At 52.2% G+C, this 21,590-nt stretch carries 19 protein-coding genes and 4 tRNA genes; 11 read left to right on the top strand and 12 right to left on the bottom strand.

Annotation, left to right across the window (positions count from 1 at the left end):
* The first annotated feature begins 244 nt into the window (after positions 1–244).
* From ACSBQN_RS09235 to ACSBQN_RS09225, 3 genes are all read left to right on the top strand, one after another.
* On the top strand, positions 245–946 hold the full coding sequence (locus ACSBQN_RS09235) for a FecR family protein (RefSeq protein WP_214177331.1): 702 nt from the start codon (positions 245–247) through the stop codon (positions 944–946).
* A gap of 116 nt (positions 947–1,062) precedes the next feature.
* Positions 1,063–1,404 (top strand): tRNA-binding protein, encoded by a 342-nt coding sequence (locus ACSBQN_RS09230; protein WP_004236890.1) that lies wholly within the window; start codon positions 1,063–1,065, stop codon positions 1,402–1,404.
* Positions 1,405–1,446: 42 nt separating this feature from the next.
* Positions 1,447–2,166 carry an AraC family transcriptional regulator gene (locus tag ACSBQN_RS09225; RefSeq protein WP_214167750.1) on the top strand — a complete coding sequence of 240 codons (720 nt, stop codon included), beginning with the start codon at positions 1,447–1,449 and terminating at the stop codon, positions 2,164–2,166.
* A 39-nt stretch (positions 2,167–2,205) separates the two neighbouring features.
* Here ACSBQN_RS09225 and ACSBQN_RS09220 read toward each other — a convergent pair whose 3' ends face one another.
* From ACSBQN_RS09220 to ttrS, 5 genes are all read right to left on the bottom strand, one after another.
* Positions 2,206–3,729 carry a peptide MFS transporter gene (locus ACSBQN_RS09220; RefSeq protein ID WP_024473895.1) on the bottom strand — a complete coding sequence of 508 codons (1,524 nt, stop codon included), beginning with the start codon at positions 3,727–3,729 and terminating at the stop codon, positions 2,206–2,208.
* 394 nt (positions 3,730–4,123) lie between these two features.
* A complete protein-coding gene (gene mdtG / locus ACSBQN_RS09215) occupies positions 4,124–5,356 on the bottom strand; it encodes a multidrug efflux MFS transporter MdtG (RefSeq protein ID WP_024473894.1) in 1,233 nt (410 codons plus the stop codon).
* A gap of 24 nt (positions 5,357–5,380) precedes the next feature.
* Positions 5,381–6,322, bottom strand: coding sequence for a Kdo(2)-lipid IV(A) acyltransferase (locus ACSBQN_RS09210; RefSeq protein ID WP_004236886.1), 942 nt, complete (start codon positions 6,320–6,322; stop codon positions 5,381–5,383).
* A 91-nt stretch (positions 6,323–6,413) separates the two neighbouring features.
* Positions 6,414–7,025, bottom strand: coding sequence for a tetrathionate respiration response regulator TtrR (gene ttrR / locus ACSBQN_RS09205; RefSeq protein WP_004236885.1), 612 nt, complete (start codon positions 7,023–7,025; stop codon positions 6,414–6,416).
* Positions 7,016–8,764: a tetrathionate respiration histidine kinase TtrS gene (ttrS, locus tag ACSBQN_RS09200; RefSeq protein WP_354632828.1), complete on the bottom strand. Its 1,749-nt coding sequence runs from the start codon at positions 8,762–8,764 to the stop codon at positions 7,016–7,018. Before ttrS ends, ttrR begins: the two co-directional genes overlap by 10 nt.
* Before the next feature lie 226 nt (positions 8,765–8,990).
* Between ttrS and ttrB the strand changes: the two genes are divergently transcribed.
* The 3 genes from ttrB to ttrA are packed head-to-tail and all read left to right on the top strand — an operon-like array spanning position 8,991 to position 13,865.
* Entirely contained in the window at positions 8,991–9,728 is a 738-nt protein-coding gene (gene ttrB, locus ACSBQN_RS09195; RefSeq protein WP_024473892.1) for a tetrathionate reductase subunit TtrB, read from the top strand.
* Positions 9,728–10,792, top strand: coding sequence for a tetrathionate reductase subunit TtrC (gene ttrC, locus ACSBQN_RS09190; RefSeq protein ID WP_024473891.1), 1,065 nt, complete (start codon positions 9,728–9,730; stop codon positions 10,790–10,792). Before ttrB ends, ttrC begins: the two co-directional genes overlap by 1 nt.
* Positions 10,785–13,865: a tetrathionate reductase subunit TtrA gene (gene ttrA / locus ACSBQN_RS09185; RefSeq protein ID WP_024473890.1), complete on the top strand. Its 3,081-nt coding sequence runs from the start codon at positions 10,785–10,787 to the stop codon at positions 13,863–13,865. Before ttrC ends, ttrA begins: the two co-directional genes overlap by 8 nt.
* A 142-nt stretch (positions 13,866–14,007) precedes the next feature.
* Here ttrA and bssS read toward each other — a convergent pair whose 3' ends face one another.
* Positions 14,008–14,265, bottom strand: a complete 258-nt coding sequence (gene bssS, locus ACSBQN_RS09180) for a biofilm formation regulator BssS (protein ID WP_024473889.1) — start codon at positions 14,263–14,265, stop codon at positions 14,008–14,010.
* A gap of 234 nt (positions 14,266–14,499) precedes the next feature.
* Positions 14,500–15,552: a dihydroorotase gene (gene pyrC / locus ACSBQN_RS09175; protein ID WP_152695961.1), complete on the bottom strand. Its 1,053-nt coding sequence runs from the start codon at positions 15,550–15,552 to the stop codon at positions 14,500–14,502.
* 276 nt (positions 15,553–15,828) lie between these two features.
* On the opposite strand from pyrC, the gene ACSBQN_RS09170 reads away from it, so the two are divergent.
* Together ACSBQN_RS09170 and ACSBQN_RS09165 are read left to right on the top strand one after the other, a co-directional pair.
* The gene (locus ACSBQN_RS09170; protein ID WP_024473887.1) at positions 15,829–16,182 is read left to right on the top strand and encodes a type II toxin-antitoxin system RelE/ParE family toxin; all 354 of its coding nucleotides are present in this window, start codon (positions 15,829–15,831) and stop codon (positions 16,180–16,182) included.
* A gap of 2 nt (positions 16,183–16,184) precedes the next feature.
* A complete protein-coding gene (locus ACSBQN_RS09165; protein WP_004236876.1) occupies positions 16,185–16,487 on the top strand; it encodes a helix-turn-helix domain-containing protein in 303 nt (100 codons plus the stop codon).
* A 49-nt stretch (positions 16,488–16,536) separates the two neighbouring features.
* Here the strand turns inward: ACSBQN_RS09165 and ACSBQN_RS09160 are convergent.
* The 5 genes from ACSBQN_RS09160 to ACSBQN_RS09140 all read right to left on the bottom strand — a co-directional run bounded on the left by ACSBQN_RS09160 (position 16,537) and on the right by ACSBQN_RS09140 (position 18,105).
* Positions 16,537–16,612 (bottom strand) — tRNA-Asn (locus ACSBQN_RS09160).
* Positions 16,613–16,838: 226 nt separating this feature from the next.
* A tRNA-Asn gene (locus ACSBQN_RS09155) sits at positions 16,839–16,914 on the bottom strand.
* Positions 16,915–17,157: 243 nt separating this feature from the next.
* Positions 17,158–17,233: transfer RNA gene (locus ACSBQN_RS09150), tRNA-Asn, on the bottom strand.
* Between the two features lie 157 nt (positions 17,234–17,390).
* Positions 17,391–17,466 (bottom strand) — tRNA-Asn (locus ACSBQN_RS09145).
* Positions 17,467–17,595: 129 nt separating this feature from the next.
* Positions 17,596–18,105: a YlaC family protein gene (locus tag ACSBQN_RS09140; RefSeq protein ID WP_024473886.1), complete on the bottom strand. Its 510-nt coding sequence runs from the start codon at positions 18,103–18,105 to the stop codon at positions 17,596–17,598.
* Positions 18,106–18,565: 460 nt separating this feature from the next.
* Between ACSBQN_RS09140 and cspE the strand changes: the two genes are divergently transcribed.
* From cspE to ACSBQN_RS09125, 3 genes are all read left to right on the top strand, one after another.
* The gene (cspE, locus tag ACSBQN_RS09135; RefSeq protein ID WP_004240014.1) at positions 18,566–18,778 is read left to right on the top strand and encodes a transcription antiterminator/RNA stability regulator CspE; all 213 of its coding nucleotides are present in this window, start codon (positions 18,566–18,568) and stop codon (positions 18,776–18,778) included.
* A gap of 103 nt (positions 18,779–18,881) precedes the next feature.
* A complete protein-coding gene (dsrB, locus tag ACSBQN_RS09130) occupies positions 18,882–19,076 on the top strand; it encodes a protein DsrB (protein WP_015422621.1) in 195 nt (64 codons plus the stop codon).
* 350 nt (positions 19,077–19,426) lie between these two features.
* A complete protein-coding gene (locus ACSBQN_RS09125) occupies positions 19,427–20,122 on the top strand; it encodes an MgtC family protein (RefSeq protein ID WP_024473885.1) in 696 nt (231 codons plus the stop codon).
* The last annotated feature ends 1,468 nt before the right edge of the window (positions 20,123–21,590 follow it).

Below are 21,590 nucleotides of genomic sequence, written 5' to 3'. Positions count from 1 at the left end.
AATGATAATTATCTGATACTTATCACTGTATGCGCGGTTTCTGCGGATAAACAATAATAACAGCCTGATACCGTTGATTTGTGACAATAACTGCAGTGATTAATCGGAATTTCTTATCAACGGGTGACCGGAAGCCGTCGGTTACCGGACGATATATGTGACGCCGGAAAAACAGATTCCGGCGCTTACAATCCGCAGGAGATTGCAGTTGAAACGCCTATTTTTCAGACAACGGCGACGCCGTTTGCTCATCATATTACTTGTTTTCCTGGCGATTCTGGCAGGTTACGGGGTATACAACGCCATTCTGATGAAGGCAAAAGGCGTTGAAGAACATTACACTCACCGCGGAGAGATTAAACAGTATTCTCTCCGTGACGGCAGCCAGCTGAAGCTGGACACCGAATCCCGTGCTGTGGTTGCTTACGATAACGGCAGCCGGTCAGTAAAACTGCTGTCCGGACGGGCACGTTTTGCCGTCAGCGAAAACCGTGAAGAACAGCGTCCGTTCCTGGTCACCGCTAATGGTGTGCGGGTGGAATCCGGCAACGGTAACTTTGTGGTGGATATTGCTGATAATAAAGTCTCCGTCTGCCCGCTGGATGAAACCGTGACCACGTTTTTTGACGGTAAAACCGAAACCGTGGGGCCGGGACAACGGCTGGAGATTCTGCCGGAAGGCCGGGCAAAAGTATTCCGGCGCCAGTACACCGATATCGACTGGTTATCCGGCTCACTGGTGCTGAATAATATCCCGCTGTCAGAAGCGATTGAGATGATCAACAGTTACCGCGCGGTGCCGGTAGTTCTGCTGAATAATGATAAGAAAGATATTATTGTGGATCGTGTGCTGCATCTCAGCCGTCTGGATGAAGAGGTTGAGGAGATGATGCGTTCCCTCGGGCTGACCCGTGAATCGCTGCCGGGCTCAGAGGCTTACCGCTGAGTTGCCTGTCCGGCGATAAAATCTGACTGTCCGGCAACAGCGGCGGTGTCTGATCACCGGTATAATGATGCGGAATATTACCCTGATTAACCGCTGTACAGCAGCCGGAGAGACCGATGACATCAGCAGAAATTGAATGGGCCGATTTTGAAAAAGTGGAATTGCGTGTCGGTGTGGTACTGACCGCAGAACTTAATCCGAAAGCCCGCAAACCCGCCTATATCTTTACTGTGGATTTTGGGGAGTGCGGGGTGAAAACCTCCAGCGCACAGGTTACCGCATTATACAAACCGGAAGAATTAACCGGGCGTCAGGTATTATGTGTGTGTAATTTTGCCCCGAAACGGGTGGCCGGAGTGAAATCAGAAGTGCTGATAACCGGCGCTGCTAATGCGGACGGAGATATCGTTCTTGCGGAGTTTTCCCTGCCGGTACCTGCCGGTCACCGCCTGATGTAACACCCCGCCGCCTGTCGTTTTCCGTACTCTCAGGGGCATTCCATGAAACGACCTGTTATCTCATTACGTAGCTACCGGCAGGAAACCCTGGAGCACAGTCATGATGACATGTGGCAACTGGTGCTGGGCGGCAGCGGCGCAATGGAACTGACTGTCGGCAGCGACAGCGGTTCGGTGGAGCAGGGACGGATGGCGGCGATCCCGCCGGGGTATCACCACCGTTTCTGCGGCACCGGTCATAACCGCCAGGTGGTACTTGAACTGCCTGCGGACAGCCTCTTCTTCACTTCCCCTGATTCTCTGTGGTCTGTGCTGCCGGATGCCACCCGTACTTATGTGGACTGGCTTATCAGTTATCCGCAGATGATTGAACAGCATCCGGAAAGTGCGCGTATCCTGCTGGCAGAGCAGCTTGCGGCGCAACTGCAGCCGGACGGGCAGGACAGGCGCTGGCTGCATACTCTGACACAACAGCTGACCGCGCGTCCTGATTACCCGTGGACGGTCAGTGAAATGGCGTCGTGCTGTGCACTATCGGCCAGTACTCTTCAGCGCCGCCTGCTGGCGGCCACCGGTAAAACCCCGGCGGTTTTTCTGACTGAAATACGTCTGCGCCGGGCACATCATCTTATCTGCCATACCCCGCTGACACTGCCGGAAATTGCCCTGCGCTGCGGTTACAGTACCCAATCTTCCCTGACCAGTGCTTTCCGCCGCTTTTACGGCGATACACCGGCCAGTCTGCGCATAAAAAAAAGGTGAGCCGGAGCTCACCCTTTTTGCTTTTGTACATTATTTCAATCAGGCAGATTTGTTGTCTGCGCTTTGCAGCATTTTGCGTACCGGCACAATCAGCACACACAGCACTGCGGCACAGATAAGCAGGGCAACAGAAACGTGTGAGAAGAAGCCCGGCAGGTTCATCAGCTGATCCGGACGGACATTACCGCCCATGATACCGGCTGCAAGGTTACCCAGCGCACTGGCACAGAACCACAGACCCATCACCTGGCCGCGCATTTTCATCGGCGCCAGCAGTGTCATGGTCGCAAGACCAATCGGGCTTAAGCACAGTTCACCCAGGGTCAGCAGCAGAATACTGAAGGTCAGCCACATCGGTGAGACACCGGCGCTGGTTTCAATCACGCGCTCGGATGCCATCATCATCACTGCAAAGCCACCCGCAGCGAACAGGACACCGAACATAAACTTGGTGATACTGCTCAGGTTCATGTTACGGCGTGCCAGGGCCGGCCATAACCAACTGAACACCGGAGCCAGCAGGATGATAAACAGGGCGTTGATGGACTGGAACCAGACGGTCGGGATTTCAAAACCGAACAGGTTACGGTCAGTGTAATCCTTCGCAAACAGGTTGAATGATGTTGGTTTCTGTTCAAACGCAGACCAGAACAGGGCGGCGGTGACTAACAGAATAAAACAGACAAATAACCGGATGCGTTCACTGCTTTCCAGACCGGCAAACACAAACAGGTAGATGAAGTAGAGAATAACCATCCCGGAGATGAGGTAAACCATGTTGGTGGCAACCAGCATCGGGTTGAACGGGATAACGCCGGAGGCGATCAGGACAGTGACAGCAGCGATAACCGCAGCCGCCAGGCCAACCCACTTACCGACATTTTTGCGCGCGACAGTCGGGCGATCCCAGCTGGAATCCAGACCCACTTCACCGTCATACTGACGCATCAGCGGTACCGCGTAGAAGCGGAACACCAGCAGGGCCACTAACATCCCCAGACCACCGATACCGAAGCCCCAGTGCCAGCCGAAGTTAGGGACTAACCAGCCGGTCGCCAGAGGCGCGATAAAGGAGCCCATGTTAATCCCCATGTAGAACAGGGAAAAACCGCCGTCACGGCGTGTATCGTCCTGTTTGTACAGCGTACCGACCATGACCGTCACACAGGTTTTAAATAACCCTGTACCGATAACGATAAACAGCAGACCGACAAAGAACAGCTTTGGTGACCAGATTGCCGACAGGGCAATCGAGAGGTGACCGAGTGCAATAATGATTGAGCCGTACCAGACCGCCATGCGCTGCCCGAGCCAGTTATCCGCCAGCCAGCCGCCCGGCAGGGAGGTCAGGTAAATCGCACCGGCAAAAATACCGACGATAGCGGAAGCCTGTTCACGCGGAATATCCATCCCGCCTTCATAGACGGTGGCTGCCATAAACAGGATCAGTAACGGACGGATACCGTAGAAGGAGAAGCGTTCCCACATCTCGGTAAAGAACAGCGAGCTGAGCGGGTAAGGGTGCCCGAAGAAAGTACGTTTTTTGTTTGTTGTTGATTGCATCTGTAATTTCCCAAAGGTTTATTCCGGAGAATAAGCCTGAAAATGGTAAGGATAAACAGTTCCTGTTAACAAAATGATACTTTTGTGTATCAATAAACATCCTGTCTTATTAAAGTATTATTAACACACTTATCGTGAATCGTATTCACTTAAAGCACGTTTTCTATTTTATAAACCATTTTTTAGATGAAATGTCGACAAAAATCTCATTTCACAAGACTTATTTATACAAAATGTGATGAGGTCTATTGACAGAAGATGTGGATTATGAGGCTTGCGTATATTTGCAAAATTATTTTAAATCAACCAGTTAAAGTTGACTCATAACGGAAAGATGAAATTTCAGTAACAAATTGCTGACAGCGAAAAGTAACCGGATGAAAACCGGCGATATCTACCCGATATCGGCCGGTTTAATTTTCGGGGCGCTCTGCGATTTTATGCACCACCACGAATAAAACAGATTAAACAGTACAACCGCAGCGGTGAAATAAAAGACAGATGCGAAGCCGAAATGCGCAGCCACCCAGGCGCCCATTAACGGTCCTGTAACATTACCGGCGTCGCGCAGTGCCTGGTTATAGCTGAAAATCCGTCCGGCAATTTCATGGGTGATATGATAAATAATCAGGGTCTGGACGGCGGGCAGCAGAGCGGCATTGACGGCGCCGAGCAGAAAACGCAGGGCACCCAGCTGCCAGTAATGGGTGACCCAGGCCATCGGCAGAATAACAAACACAGACACTGCCAGCATGGCGATCAGTACCTTATCCGGCCCTATCCGGTCACTCAGTTTTCCGAGGCGCGGGGCGCTGATCAGCGCGGCCAGCCCCGGCACAGAGGCAATTAACCCGCTGATAAACGCCAGGTTTTCAGTATGTCCGCCCAGCTCGCGGATATACAGGGTGATAACCGGGCTGACCGAGCCTGCCGCAATCTGAATACACATGGTGGTGAAAAACAGGCAGATTACCAGGCGCGGATTTTTTATTGCTGCAAAAACCTGCTTTGTGTTGAGGGCATCTTTGCGTGACACCGGCGTGAAGTTTTCGCGGACAAAAAACAGTGTCACGAAAAAGCAGATAAACAGCACGCTGGCGGTGATATAGAAGACAGGACGCAACCCGGTGTGATCCGCCAGAAAACCGCCGATAAGCGGGCCGATAAGTGCGCCACTGACAGCGCCGGTGGACAGCGTGCCCAGCGCCCAGCCGGTGCGTTTGACCGGTACCTGGGTGGCAATCAGGGCATTCGCATTCGGCACAAAGCCGCCCAGCAGCCCGAGCAGAGCGCGCAGAAACAGCAACTGCCAGACATTCTGTGCAAAGCCCATCAGCAGCATGACAATCGCCATACCGAGCGCGGAGCGCAGCAGCATCAGCTTACGGCCTTTGCGGTCAGAGAGTTTGCCCCAGAAAGGGGCAGCGATGGCGGAAAACAGGAAGGTAATGCTGAATGCCGCCCCCGTCCACAGATTGAGTTCCTCATGGTCTGTCACCCCGAGCTCTTCCACATAGAGCGGCAGAAAGGGCATGATCAGGCTGAAGGCGGCGCCGGTCAGAAAACAGCCGAACCACACAACATAAAGATTTCGTTTCCAGTTACGGTTAGGGGCTTTGTTCTGCATCAGGGTAGTAATTTAATTCCTTTTTTAATGGACTTTATCCCGGTCATGATAGAGGGACGGTTCGCCTTCCGGCCGTGTTTTGAAGCGCCGGTGCAGCCACATATACTGCTCCGGGGCGCGTAAAATTTCTTTTTCCACAACATGGTTCATAAAGGTTGCGGCAGCCACATCATCATCTTCCGGAAAACCGTCCGCAGGCGGCTGGATCAGCAGTTCATAGCCTTTTCCGTCCGGCAGGCGCCGCGGTGTGAACGGGATCAGTGCTGCACGACCGGCTTTGACCAGAATAGAAGTACCGGTGGTGGTGGCGGCTTTCTCCACGGCAAACAGCGGGGCGAACACACTTTTGCGCGGGCCGTAGTCGTGATCCGGTGCATACCACAAAATCTGTCCGTCACGCAGGGCGCGGATCATCCCTTTGACATCCTTGCGGTCAAGCATGGATTTGTTGGAACGCAGGCGGCCGGTGGTCTGCATCCAGTCCATCACCGGGTTATCGTTCGGACGGTAAACCCCGATGCCTGGATTGAGCATACCGAAAATCCGTGCGCCCAGTTCCAGGGTCAGGAAATGGATGCCTATCACGATAATACCTTGTCCGGATGCCTGTACTTTCTGAATATGTTCGCGGCCTTCCACCTTAAACCAGCGTTTTACCCGCCAGTCCGGCCAGAACCAGGCCATGCCGGTTTCAAACAGCCCCATGCCGACGGATTCAAAATTTGCCACCACCATCGCTTTGCGCTTTTCTTCCGGCATATCCGGAAAGCACAACTGCAGATTGCGGTCAGCAATCTCCGCGCGGCGTTTGAGAAAACGCATGGACAGACGACCCAGACGGGTGCCCAGCCGGTAAATCACCGGATACGGCAGCAACACCAGCACATACAGTACACCCAGGCCAAGCCAGGTCAGCCAGTAGCGGGGATGCAGAAACGAGCGTTGAAATTCAGGAGCTGTAATCATAGTCAGACATCGTTATTGTTTAAAGCATCAGCAGATGCGGGTTCATGTAAATGATATAACACTAAATTATACGTGGTATCGGTTGCAGATGTTAGTGCTCTGCGGTGCTGTTTTCAGCGTCCGTAATGCTGTTGAGCTGCGTGACCAGCTCCGCGAGGCTGCCCGCCGCCATTTTTTCCATCACTTTGGCGCGGTGCACTTCGACCGTTCTTACCGCGACATGGGCGATATCCGCGATTTCCCGGTTCATCAGTCCTTGTGCGACAAAACCGGCGATCTGACGCTCTTTCGGCGTCAGAGTCTGAAAACGGTCACGGATTCGGGCACAGGCCACGGCTTTGCCGGTTACCGCGGCGGCGCGGGTCAGTGCTGCCTGCAATGGTTGTGTGGCCACCGGTTTCTGCAGAAAATCCACCGCACCGAGTTTCATCTGTTCAACCGCCATCGGCAGGTCGCCGTGGCCGGTCAGGAATATCACCGCCAGCGTGCTGTGCCGCTCCTGAAGGATCTGATGCACACGGCAGCCGTCAAAATGCGGCATGCGCATATCCAGTAACACAATACCGTAAGTGTGCAGCGGTGCCTGTGCAATAAATGTCCGGCTGTCATTCCAGACACACACCTCATAACCGAGGCTCTCCAGCAAAAACTGACACGCCTGTGTCACAGCAACATCATCATCAACCAGGTGGATCACGGGCATGGGGATTCCTTTGTCGGTTCACTGAAGATAAGGGTAACACATAAGCCGGGCTGTTCGTCCGGGCCGGAACAATTTTCCATATGAATATCACCACCCTGGCTGCGCATCAGGCGCTGGCAGATCACCAGCCCGAGCCCGAGTCCTTCGGACCTGGTGGAGCGGAACGGGGCAAAAGGTTGTGTCAGCTGCGTTTCATCCATCCCGCCGCCGTTATCCTGCACCGCCAGAATCTGTCCGCCGGGGGTGTGGTGATGCATCACACGGATGCAGTCCGCCCCGGCCTGCAAACTGTTACTGAACAGGTTGGAAAGCACCTGATCCAGCAGTGCCGGCGGTAAATGTAATACGGCATCATGGGCGACCGTGTTATATAAAACCGCAGAAGGATATCGTTCCGCAACCCGCAGCAGTTTCCAGACCAGTTCCGGTACCGCCGCCACATTCTGCGGCACAGGCGCGCCTTCCGGAGAGGACGGGCTGTTTCCCGCCCACAGCCGCAGGTTGCGGATAATACTGGCACCGCGTTCGGCCTGGCTGTCAATCTGCGACATGACCGGCAGCAGGGGATGCGCGGGATCTTCCCGCTCCAGCCGGATTTGCGAGCCCCGGGCGTAATGACGGATAGCGGACAGCGGCTGATTCAGCTCATGTGCAAAACCGGAGGCCATCTCCCCGAGCACACTCAGTTGCCGGGCTTTTTCCAGATCCTGCTGCTGGCGCTGTAACTGTGAATGAGCGGCTTCCAGCTGGCGGGTGCGGCGGCGTACCCGGAAAGCAATCCACACATGATTGATACCGAGAAGCAGAAAAACCAGAGCAACCGAGCCTAACAGCCAGCTGTTTTTCCGGCTCCAGCTGATAATTTCCTGCCAGAACTGACGCTGCTGCGGGTGCTGATTGACCTCCCTCAGCAGATTTTCCACCTGGCGGGTGGATGACGGCGCACCCCAGCGCATGGTTTTTTCGCCGTGGCTGTTAAGCAGCACCCGGGTGACTTCATCCGCCAGTTCGTCCGGCACACCGCTGCCCGCCGCAAATGACCAGTTCGGGTATAATTCGCTGCTGGTCCAGCAGGGAATGGTGCTGTCATGCCGGATCAGCGGCCGGAAATCATCCTGGTGAATGAGTCCCTCTTTATCCATGGATTCAATCAGGCAGGCCGGGACAATCGCACCGGAAATCGCCTTATCCCGCAGCAGATAAAGCAGGGCATCGGCCGGAAAACCCGAGAATTGAAGATGGTAATCACGCGGCGGGTCGATACCCGCATCACGCAATGCTTTATAGCCTAATAAATAGCCGCCGAAGGCATCCGGCGCGACCGCCCCGACTTTTTTACCGGTCAGATCCGCCGGGGTCTGATAAGGGCTCTCTTTGCGCACCAGCAGCACACTGCCGATCACATTGCGGGTGGCGTTATCCGGCTCATAAGCCGAACGCAGGGAGACCAGCCAGCGCAGGGGAAAGTTGCTGTCCAGCTGGATAAACTGCGCCGGATTGGTGAGGACAAACTGAATCTCGTTATTGTGCAGCGCTTCCCGCATCTGATCCAGTGTCAGCGGCAGCAGGGTGAAGTGTTCGCCGGGCAGGGCGCGGTTGAGCTGCTCTGTCAGCGGCTCCCAGTAATGACGTGTCGGCGCATCCCCCCGCAGTGCCAGCACACCGATAGTCCACTGTGCGGCAAATGAAAAAGAGGTGAAAAATAACAGTGCGGTCAGCAAACATGTGCGTGCGGCCATCTGTATGTGTCCCCGGGTAGTGCGTCCTGTGTCTGTTTTCAGAGAAAAATCTGTTGTTTTAGATCAATGTATTCCCCGTTATGTGGTTAACCACAATAGGGGGAGTCTCCGGTAATTTTTACAATCCCCATAATGACATATCCCTTTACTCAACAACATGTTTATTCCTTTTTGGTTGAGTTCGAATACGACGGGCAATGAAGTTCCAAATACACCGGAGAGCAGTATGGATCTTGGCAAACGAAAATTTCTGCAAAACCTGGGCGTCCTGACAGCAGGTACGGCCCTGGTTCCGATGGCGGAGGCAGGCCTGCATTTTTCGCCGACCCGCCGTGAAGGCGACCCGTCAAAGCGCTACGGTATGCTGATTGATTTACGCCGCTGTGTCGGCTGTCAGTCCTGTACCGTCAGCTGTTCTGTTGAAAACCAGAGCCCGCAGGGGCAGTTCCGCACCAGTGTCAGCCAGTATCAGATTCAGATCCGCAATGAAGAGGCGACCACCAACGTACTTCTCCCGCGTCTGTGCAACCATTGTGATAACCCGCCGTGTGTACCGGTATGTCCGGTGCAGGCCACTTTCCAGCGCGAAGACGGTATTGTGGTGGTGGATAACACCCGTTGTGTCGGCTGTGCCTATTGTGTGCAGGCCTGTCCGTACGATGCCCGCTTTATTAACCACAGCACACAGACCGCAGATAAATGCACCTTCTGTGCCCACCGTCTGGAAGCGGGGCTGTTACCGGCCTGTGTGGAATCCTGTGTCGGCGGCGCACGTATTATCGGTGACCTGAAAGATCCGTCCGGCACCATCAGCAAAATGCTCAGAGAGCATGAAGCCGCGATTAAAGTGCTGAAACCGGAAAATGGCACACTGCCGCAGGTGTTCTATCTGGGACTGGATGAGGTTTTCGTTCATCCGCTGGAAAACCGCGGACAGCCCGCATTATGGCAGGAGATCCACTGATGACTGAACAAACAATGTTAATTCAGGAAGTGCTGGCCCGGCCGCAGGAAATCACCTGGCTGCCGTGGGCGGTGCAATACTTCTTTATGATAGGGATCGCCGCCTGTGCAGCCCTGTACGCCTGCTGGCAGCGCTGGCGGGGAGACAAACGGGATGCCCGCCTCGAGATGCTCGCGGTCTTTATCAGCATCACCCTCGGGATCGCCGCGCCGATGGCACTGACAGCGGATCTGCATCAGACCGCCCGTGTCTGGCATTTCTATGCTTATCCGACGCCGTGGTCGTGGATGCCGTGGGGTGCTCTGTTCCTGCCTGTATTTACCGGCTGTATCGGTCTCTATTTCCTGGCGCTGGTGGCGGACAAAATCTGGCACAAGCAATTCAAACTGACCCGCTGGGTGGCACTCGGCAGTGCTGCATTTGCCATCGGACTGCTGCTGTATACCGGCCGTGAGGTGTCTGTGGTGCGTGCGCATCCGATCTGGTTCAGTTACTGGATCCCGGTGCTGCTCTTTTTCAGTGCATTACAGGCACTACCTGCCCTGATGCTGCTGGGTGCCCGCCGTGAGCCGCAATATCAGGTGCAACTGGCGCGCTTGCAGGTGGTTTCGTTACTGCTGCTGGCGGTATGCATGGGCTTCTGGATCGCCGGTGACACCATTTCCGGTGCCGCTATCCGCGCACAGCTCCGTTTCGGCACAACCGGGTGGACTCTGGCGATGGGTGAAATAGTTCTGTGGATTGCCCTGATGGTGCTGGCCGTCCGTCTGCTGACCCGGCGCGGCTCAGTAGCGTATATCACCGTTCATACGCTGCTGACACTGTTCCTGACCTGGTCGTTGCGCTGGCTGCTGCTGATGCAGGTACAGACTCTGCCGAAATACAATGTCATGCACAATCCGTACAGCCTGCCGATGGGCACGGATGGTATTCAGGCCATTATCGGCACAATTGGTTTATGGATAGCTCTGGTGATTATATTCCGTGAAGGTATCCGCTGGGTTAATAACAAAGTACAGAATCAACAGAAAGTCGCGCAGGACGGGGGTGTACAACATGGCTAAGTCAACAAGACGTCAGTGGTTAAAAGCAGGTTTGGCGATCGGCGGACTGGCAGCGTTCGGTTACAGTTACCGCGATGTGGCGAAACGCGCCGTCGACGGGCTGATGAACGGTACTTCCGGTAAAGTGACTCTGCACCGCATTAACGGTAACTCGCTGATCCCGGAAGGGAATGCCCTGAAAGGCTGGCAGGCGGAAAACGCACAGGCGGTATCGATGACCCAGTGCTTCGGCTGCTGGACCCAGTGCGGGATCCGTGCCCGTGTTGACCGCGAAACCAATCAGGTGATCCGCATTGCCGGTAACCCGTATCATCCGCTCTCTCACGACCACCATATCGCCTATAACACGCCGCTGGCGGAAGCCCTGAAAAATATGGGCGGTGAAAGCGGCCTGGAAGGACGTTCCACCGCCTGTGCCCGTGGCGCAACACTGATGGAAGGGCTGCACAGCCCGCTGCGTATTCTGGAGCCGATGAAACGCGCCGGTAAACGCGGCGAAGGCAAATGGCAGCGCATCAGTTTTGAACAGCTGATTAAAGAAGTGACGGAAGGCGGTGATCTGTTCGGCGAAGGTCATGTGGACGGGCTGCGTGCTATCCGCGACCTCGATACGCTGATTGACCCGGCACAGCCTGCTCTCGGCCCGGTGGCAAACCAGTTACTGGTGACCAACGCCGGGGATGACGGGCGTGATACCTTTATCCGCCGTTTTGCCCAGAATGCCTTCGGCAGCAAAAACTTCGGTGCGCACGGCTCGTACTGCGGACTGGCCTACCGCGCCGGTTCCGGTGCGCTGATGAACGATCTGGATAAAAACGCCCACGTCAAACCGGACTGGGATTATGTGAAGTTTGCCCTCTTCCTCGGCACCTCTCCGGCACAGTCCGGTAACCCGTTCAAACGCCAGGGGCGTCAGCTGGCTAATGCACGGATCCGCGACAGCTTTAACTATGCAGTGGTTTCTCCGGCACTGCCGCTGACCACCACACTTGCCAATGATCACGGACACTGGATCCCAATCACACCGGGTACCGATTCCGCGCTGGTCATGGGGATGATCCGCTGGATGATTGAGAATAACCGCTATAACGCGGAGTATCTCGCCGTTCCGGGGGAAGCCTCCATGAAGCGTGTCGGTGAGAGCAGCCGGACAAACGCCACGCATCTCGTGATCACTGATGATACACATCCGCTGGCCGGTCAGCATCTGACAGCCGAAGCCCTGAGCGGACAAACATCCGAAGAGCCTGTGTATATGGTGCTGACAGAGCAGGGTGAGCTGGTTCCGGCGGACAATTGTGACCGTGCGGTACTTGAAGTCAGTCAACCGGTCACGCTGGCAGACGGCACCACGGTGAATCTGAAGAGCAGTTTCCTGCTGCTGAAAGAGTCCGCACAACGTTTTACCCCGGCAGAATACAGCGCCCGCTGCGGTGTGCCGGAAGAAACGATTGCCGCACTGGCGAAAACACTGACCTCATACGGCCGTCAGGCGGCGGTCATTTCGCACGGCGGGATGATGTCCGGTAACGGATTCTATAACGCCTGGGCGGTGATCATGCTCAATGCGCTGATCGGTAACATGAACCTGAAAGGCGGTGTGTCTGTCGGCGGCGGCAAGTTTAACGGTGCCAATGACGGGCCGTGCTACAAAATGGACAGCTTCCCGGGCAAAGTGAAGCCGAAAGGCATGAACCTGGCGCGCAGTAAGTCGGTCTATGAAAAATCCGATGAATACAAAAACAAGGTTTCTGCCGGTCAGAACCCGTATCCGGCCAAAGCACCGTGGTATCCGCTGGCAGCCGGTCAGCTGACCGAGCAGCTCGGCTCTGCACTGGAAGGGTATCCGCACAAGCTGAAAGCCTGGATCACCAATATGACCAACCCGCTGTACGGTATTGCGGGGATCCGTCAGGTGATGGAAGAGAAACTGAAAGACCCGGCGCATCTGCCGCTGATTATCGGTATCGATGCCTTTATGAATGAAACCACCGCGCTGGCAGATTACATTGTGCCGGATACCCACAACTTTGAAAGCTGGGGATTCAGTGCGCCGTGGTCCGGTGTGCAGACCAAAGCCACCACCGCCCGCTGGCCGGTTGTTGCGCCGCGTGTGGCAAAAACAGCGGATGGTCAGCCGGTAGCGATGGAATCCTTCTGTATTGCAGTGGCAAAAGCCCTGAATCTGCCGGGATTCGGTGATAATGCTATCGCGGATAATGACGGTAACACTTATCCGCTGAATACGGCGGAGGATTACTATCTGCGTGTGGCTGCCAATACTGCCTTTATGGGTGAAAAACCGGGGCCGGAAGCCAAAGAGGCAGATATCCGTCTGTCCGGGGTGGATCGCATTATGCCTGTCATGCAGCAGGTACTGAAAGCAGAGGAAATCAGCCGTGTTGCTTATCTCTTCAGCCGCGGCGGCCGTTTTGCGCCGTATGAAAAAGGCTGGGACGGGGATAAAACCGGGCCGCAGTGGAAACAGCCGCTGCAGATCTGGAACGCGGAAGTGGCACAGAACCGTCATGCCATCACCGGCGAGCGTTTCAGCGGGTGTCCGGCCTATTATCCGCCGCGCCTGTCTGACGGCAGCGATATTGACCGCGTCTATCCGGCGGAAAGCTGGCCGCTGAAACTGATGTCCTTTAAATCCCATGTGATGAGCAGTTCAACCACCATGATTGAGCGTCTGCACCATGTGAAACCGTCAAACCTGGTGGCGATCAACCCGGCGGACGGCGAGAAGTTCGGTGTGCAGCACGGGGATCTGGTACGTATCACCACGCCGGGCGGCAGTGTCGAAGCGCAGATCAGCCTGCTGACCGGTGTGATGCCGGGTGTGGTGGCGATTGAACACGGTTACGGACATCACGAAATGGGTGCGCGTCAGCACTATCTTGACGGCGAAGCGCTGGCGATGGATAAACGCATCGCATCCGGCATTAATATCAACGACCTCGGCTTTGCTGACCCGACCCGTCAGGTGGCTAACACCTGGCTGGACTGGGTAACCGGAGCGTCTGTGCGGCAGGGACTGCCGGCGAAAGTGGAACGGATTTCCGCAGCCTGATAACACTGCCTGCCTCAACCCATCATCTGACAATTATAATAAGTCGTAATGCAATACCTCTGACCACCTCCGGGTGGTCTTTTTTTACCGCAGAAAACACAAAGGACACCAAATGGTGTCCCTCTTGTGCAGTCTTTGCGTGTCAGTGTCTGATATTGTCTGACTGATTATAATATTCACCGGATTCAATTTTATCGATACCGGCCTGAAGTATGTCAATCAACTGGCGGGCGACATCAGTCGTCAGCCACATAGTTTTATCCACTTCTGCATGTTCGGGAGACTGGGACTGATCCTGCAGATAATGCAGGCGCAGCATCATGGCGTCGTAACTGTCGACGGTACTGATATCCCATCCGATAACCGGATGAGTCTGGATCACGGCTTTTTTATCGTTCATGGAACCTCCTAATCATACGGCAAGATGGTTAAGTATCTCTGACTAAGAGCTAACGTCCCGTTAACAACGGGTGATATCAGTATAAGGTCTTTTTGCAAAGTAAAAAGGGGGGATCAGACTTTTATTATGCAAAAAACGGCAAAAACGCCTTCTCTGAACATAATAGTAGTGCAATAAGATGGTTTTTACCTTATTGCACTAAAAGTCTGAGTGTTTATACCTGGTTTATTTTGCTTAACGACAGATTTTAACATCCCAGCGGGCATCAGTTCCGGCCAGGAAAGGCACTAAAATATCCTCTGTACCGTTAATGGTTTCCGGGGTGATGACTTCCTGACGGGTTAATTCGATAAAGCCGTCATTGACCGGCAGACCATAAAACGCAGGGCCGTTCAGTGAACAGAATGCCTCAAAGTGCTCCAGCGCGTTCAGCTCCTCAAATACCGTGGCATAGGCGGCCAGCGCAGTCGGGGCATTGAACACCCCGGCACAGCCGCAGGAGGACTCTTTGCGGTGACGGGCATGCGGGGCGCTGTCCGTGCCGAGGAAGAACCGTTTGCAGCCGCCTGCAACTGCCTGACGCAGTGCTTCCTGATGCACATTACGTTTCAGGATCGGCAGACAGAACAGATGCGGACGCACACCGCCGACCAGCATATGGTTGCGGTTAAACATCAGATGCTGCGGTGTCAGTGTGGCGGCGACATTATCATCCCCGTCCAGCACATACTGAGCAGCTTCTTTGGTGGTGATATGCTCGAACACCACTTTCAGTGCCGGGAAATCACGGCGCAGCGGGATCATCACATCATCAATAAAACGGGCTTCGCGGTCGAAAATATCAATATCGGCGTGTGTCACTTCACCGTGTACCAGCAGCGGCATACCATTGCGGGACATCATCTCCAGCACCGGATAAATATTGCGGATATCTGACACGCCATGTGCGGAGTTGGTGGTCGCATTCGCCGGATACAGTTTACAGGCGGTAAACACACCTTCGCGGAAACCGCGTTCAATCTCAGCCGGGTCTGTGTTATCGGTCAGATAGCAGGTCATCAGCGGGGTGAAACTGTGCCCCTGCGGTACGGCGGCCAGAATGCGTTCGCGGTACGCAATGGCGGCATCGGTGGTGGTGACCGGCGGAACCAGGTTAGGCATCACAATGGCGCGCCCGAAAAATTCACTGGTGAAAGGCACAACAGTGCCGAGCATCGCACCATCACGGAAATGGATATGCCAGTCGTCAGGGCGGCGGATTTTCAGGGAAGTAACAGGATGAGTCATTGAACCGGCTCCGAAATAAGTAAAGGATAACCTGATGGCGGGTGCCATAAGCCGGAAAAGAATGATAGAACGATTCGCCGGTAAATACCATGTTAATTTGCGCTTTTGCGTTACCGGCGGAGAAACGGTAGCTCTGTTGCAGAAACGGGCAGGGGGTTTCTGAATGTTTGTCCGGGTTACCGGCATTACGGGTCGGTTGTCGTAATGACCTGTTGTAAAATCCGCACTATTGCTTTGCACCTATATAGCATCTGATCTATATTATAAGGACATAACGTGTGGAAGATAGTCACAACAGATAATTTTACAGTGTGGTTTGCTGAGCAGGATGACGGAGATCGCGCAGCAATACTGGCAGCGATGCTGGTATTGGAGAAGCGGGGACCCGGCTTACCAAGGCCGTATGCGGATACTGTAAAAGGTTCCCGGTATACGAATATGAAAGAGCTTCGTATACAGAGCAGGGGACAACCGATACGGGCATTTTTTGCATTCGACCCTGAGAGAAGAGGCGTCTTGCTGTGCGCGGGGTATAAAACCGGCAAAGAAAAACGTTTTTATATGCAGATGATCCCGCAGGCTGACCGTGAGTATACAGAATGGCTGAACAGGCCGGAAAACAGGAGTTAACAATGGGAAAGTCACTCAGACAACTGCTGGCTGAGGAAAAGCCGGAAGTCGCGGCTGCTGCACGGGTTCAGGCGGATGAGATCCTGCTGAATATCCATCTGGCGGAGCTGCGGGAGAAAGTGAAGAAAACACAGGTGGAAATGGCGCAGGCACTGGGAATAAAACAGCCGACAGTCGCAGGGATGGAAAAACCGGGGCGTGATGTCAAATTATCCACGCTGAGACGCTATGTGGATGCCATCGGCGGAAAACTGAATATTGATGTTGAACTGCCGGACGGCACGCATTATATGTTCCGGGTCTGATACGGGATACTGCGGATAAAACAGAGAAATAAACAGGAGAGGTAAACGTTGGCTCCTCCAGCTGGACTCGAACCAGCGACATACGGATTAACAGTCCGCCGTTCTACCGACTGAACTATGGAGGAACATCTTCAACGCGGGGTGCATAGTAGTGCGGCGGGACAGGTTTGTCAAAATGAAAAATGACTTTTTGAATCGTTTGCTTTGTTTGTGATCACTTTGCAGGAAATAACAGCAAAAAGCATAATTTCTGTCTGTAAATCAGTCAGTCATGAAAAATAAAAACAGGCAGACAGAAATTACCGGATGGCAGAAACGAAAAAGCCCGCTCAGTGAGCGGGCTCTTAAATATGGCTCCTCCAGCTGGACTTGAACCAGCGACATACGGATTAACAGTCCGCCGTTCTACCGACTGAACTATGGAGGAAGCGTGTTCTCTGTGAGAACGGGGTGCATAGTAATGTGGTCAGAACGGATTGTCAAAGCGAAAATCAGAGATTGTGAACTGTTTGCCGTACTTATGAGCATTCCGGCGGAATAATCATCAAAATCACGGGGTTAACAGGTATAAATCCGGATTTTTACCTGCCGGGGACTAATCAGAAGCAGTACGGAAAAAGAGGGGCAGCAGAAATGAAAAAAGCCTGCTCACTGAGCAGGCTTTTAAATTTGGCTCCTCCAGCTGGACTTGAACCAGCGACATACGGATTAACAGTCCGCCGTTCTACCGACTGAACTATGGAGGAATTGCGTTCTCGTGAGAACGGGGTGAATCATAGCTATCCTGCGGCAGCTTGTAAAGGGCAAAATGCAAAAAAATGACTGAGTGGCTAAGGCTTGAGCAATTGCGGATAAGCAGGGACACAAACGAAAAAGCCCGCTCAGTGAGCGGGCTCTTAAATATGGCTCCTCCAGCTGGACTTGAACCAGCGACATACGGATTAACAGTCCGCCGTTCTACCGACTGAACTATGGAGGAAGCGTGTTCCCTTGGGAACGAGGCGCATATTAACGGGGTACCCCGGTTGTGTCAACGGGAAAGAGTCAATTTTATTCTGTTTGCTCAGCAAGTAACCCGGGTGAGTGAAAAACAGGCATAAACAGTGGTTTAAGCCGCACCTTTCATCCAGTGGGAGCGCGGTTTTTCCGGATGCGCTTCCGGGTACGCCATCAGATGCAGATCATAAAATGACACGGTACCTTTTGTTTCTGTCATATGGCGGATCTCCTGTTTCAGTGCATCACTGACCTGCGGGTGGTCAAGTAACGCCGCCAGGGTTTCCGGGGGCACAACTTCACTGACAAACCATTCGCCGTTGTAGCACACCCGCAGATCCAGCACGCCGATATCCGTAAAGCGGTAAACCGGTCTGACTTCAAACAGCAGAACCGCAGCCATTACCAGGAACAGGGCACTGAAACCGAGCAGCCAGTAAAAGCCGAAGTAGGGTGCATAATAAATAAGAACACCCAGAACAAGATAGGACACCACCATCGCCAGACATAAATAAGGATAGGTGCGGATAAAATGACTGCTGAGACGGGGTTTTCCGTCCCGCTTCTCACGCTGGTTGATATTATCAAGAGCGCCGGTGATAAGTGTTCTGACGACATCCATATGAATGACCTCCGCAGGTCTGCTGACTATTCTGATACATTATATTAACATGTCCGGTACACAACCGCGCAGAACAGTTACGGGCTTTGTGAGGAGCAACTGTTATGATGCAGGGATTATTAAGAATAGTCTTATTTGGCTTAAGTCTGGCCTGATTGTCAGTTCAATACGCTGAAATCGCAGACAATTAATCAAACAAAAGTTAATAAATATGAGCTCTTTCACTTTTTTTAAAATTCACGGCAATAAATCAGTTGCTATTCATGCCCACTCATGAGTTAATGCTTGCGGCCCTAAAAAGAGCAGCTTTATGTATGACAACTGAGTTTGAGCGTTTAAGTTGAGTGTTATCCAGGATAGCCTTTGACCGTTTCATATGCTGTGTGCCTCCATTTAGTTTTTGCTTCCGGCCAGTACCTGCCAAAATGGCAATGCATTTATTTATATATAGGAAAGTCACATGTCTGACAAAATGAAAGGTCAAGTTAAGTGGTTCAACGAATCTAAAGGCTTTGGTTTCATCACTCCAGCTGATGGCAGCAAAGATGTTTTCGTTCACTTCTCTGCCATTCAGGGCGCAGGTTTCAAAACCCTGGGCGAAGGCCAACAAGTAGAATTCACCATCGAGAATGGTGCTAAAGGCCCGGCTGCAGCTAACGTAACTCCGCTGTAAGATATAGCCAAACCGAATTCCAAGCCTGCCGCGTAAGTGGCGGGCTTTTTTTATACCTGATTTTTATGCTGATCACGCTATCGTGACGACCGGGAGCCGGATGATGCAGATTGACGACACAGTTTATGTCAAAACCGATGCGGATGAGCCGCGTGAAGGCCGGATATTGCTGATAGAACCGTTCAGTGAAGGTGTGATGTATCTGGTGGCGTTACCGGAATATCCGGAGGGGATTTGGTTTTTTAATGAAAAAGAGGGCGGGGATGGCGTATTCATCACGCCGAAAAATAATTTCTGACTTTACATATTTTCGCGGACATCCTATACTCCGCGCATCTTTTCTGAACAGAGGACCCGGATTTGGACAGTCACAGTTATAACTCAATTAACTGATCCGGCACACCTTTCTCTTCTGAAACCTGTCTGCCGGAATGATAATGGCGGGCAGCACCTTTCCTGCGGTACTGCACTTTTTTATTGATACAGATGATCTGCCGGTTCCCGGTCGTATCACTGCTACAGGTATGCAGTATGTTTATTGTTTCTCACGCACTCTTTCCTCCTGGTTACTGAGCAGAATTTTCAGTCATTTTTACTTTTTCTGCTGTTAACACCTGACGCCATTGCGTCTTTCGGGTGGAGGTTACTATGTTTGCAATTCCTTATTTACTCAATTTACTGGCGGCGCTGGCACTCGGCGCCCTGATTGGTGCGGAGCGCCAGTGGCGTCAGAGGATGGCAGGCCTGCGCACCAATGCGCTGGTGGCTGTAGGTGCCGCTGTATTTATCTTAAGTTCGGTGACCACATCACCGGACAGCCCGGGACGGATAGCCGCACAGGTGGTTTCCGGCATCGGTTTTCTCGGGGCCGGCGTTATTATGCGTGAAGGTATGAATATCCGCGGGCTGAATACCGCCGCGACATTATGGTGCTCAGCCGGTATAGGTGTGCTGTGCGGGCTGGGAGAATTTGGCCCGGCAGTGACGGCGGCACTGGTTATCTTATGTGCCAATATTTTGCTGCGGGAAGCCGCGCAGCGCATCAATGCCCGGCCGGTCATTCACGCCACGGACCTGGTGCAGGACTATAAAATCCGTGCCGTTTGTCATGAAAAAGATGAAATTCTGGTCAGAACCGTGATCCTTCAGGCGCTGAATGGTTCACATGTCCGGCTGCATTCACTCAGCAGTGCAGATACAACCGGCGGAAAACTGGAGGTTTGTGCGGAAGTGCGTGCCACACCGGCAGAGCAGAAGGAGATAGAAGGCATTGTTTGCCGGGTCAGTCTGGAGAGAAGTGTCAGTGCGGTTAACTGGATGATTGCCTCTGAACTGCCGGTCTGATGCCTTTTTGTGCGTGGGTCAGTATTTTAATAAAGCCTTAAGGTTTGAGCCGGTGGTTATTCCACCGGCTTTATTCTGTGTATCAACAGAATATTTATATTTAGCGATAATTTTTGATGGGAGAGGCAGAGGATTTTTAGCTTATTTTAAGAATAAAGAACTAAATCTTCAGCTATCCGGTTGATGGAAAGTGCCGGATTAGTGTCACACTACGGCAGATTTTTTGTGGCAGTAAAGTGAGGTTACAGGGTGGAGAGCGTGGCGTCTGTCATAAATATCGGCCCGGGTTTCAGAAACTTTTCAGAAAATCAGCAATAAACTGTGATGACAATCACAATTTGATAACATTTTATCGGTAATCAGGGGATGATGTAAAAAGCGCAGGATCGCAAATCTTGATCTGCTTACTAATTTTCAGTGCCGGGGGATATAGAGCACTGTTCTGCGGGACTGAATAGCGTGAAATAATTACCCGGAATCGTCACATGACTGCGGTACACTTTTAATTTGTAAAAACAAAAGTATATAGTAACTGTATGTTACTATATTCCAGGTTATTACTTAAGGCGTGAGCCTATGTGACAATGCTACATTTAATTAACGACTTTGCTAATAGGAAAATGCCGGGATTGTGATGGTATGATGCCATTTCTGTGACAGAAGGATGTCAGTGTGTTTTTCAGAACAGTCACCGGTTTATCAGAGAGGCGGCTGAGTTTATAAAAGTATCATCCGAAGGTATATACATAACCTTATCAGCTCCGGAAAGACAAATAAGTGAGCATATAAAAAGAGAGAGCCATTATTTTTAAAAAGAAATAAAGACACCATGAATTGAAAACTACAACAATGAATTAAATTCATTTAATCTTCAGTTACCTTCCTTCCAAATAATCCCTCGGAAATAACATAAGTAAATCTTATTGTTTATCATCATGAACGACTATTTTTTGTTAAAAATAACTAAACATTGATCAGCGGGGATGTCATGTAATGTTCACAATTTCACATTGTTATTGCAGGGTCATAAACCGGGTGAAAATGAACAAAATCGAACTTTATATAACCATTCCGGTGAAAAATAAGAGTTTTGTACCGCTATTTTTGCTAAGTATCTCTTCGGTTCATGGGGTAAAGAGGAGTTTCCTAATAAAGCTCATTGATCTGGATCAATATAGGCAGTCACATTATATGATTGGTGCAATGGACTTGAGTCACACACATTTTGAGTCATATTCGCCTGAAGATTATTGACATTTAACTTATGGCAGCGATAAGTGTGGTGAGTATTTGGGATATGGTGAGACAAAATATAATTAATAGTAAAATTGTACTAATGCATAATGGGATGTTTATCTTTCTCTGCCAAAAACAAACATCAGTGGCTTGAATAGTTAATTTTGTGGTGCATAATAAATAACGTCTATAAATGATATAAGATGATTCAGACATTAAATAAGCTGGTGCT

Source organism: Morganella sp. B601, from assembly GCF_051172335.1.
GTDB lineage: Bacteria > Pseudomonadota > Gammaproteobacteria > Enterobacterales > Enterobacteriaceae > Morganella > Morganella morganii.
The sequence above is the reverse complement of the archived record's forward strand: the minus strand, read 5'-3'. Positions and strand labels throughout refer to the sequence as shown.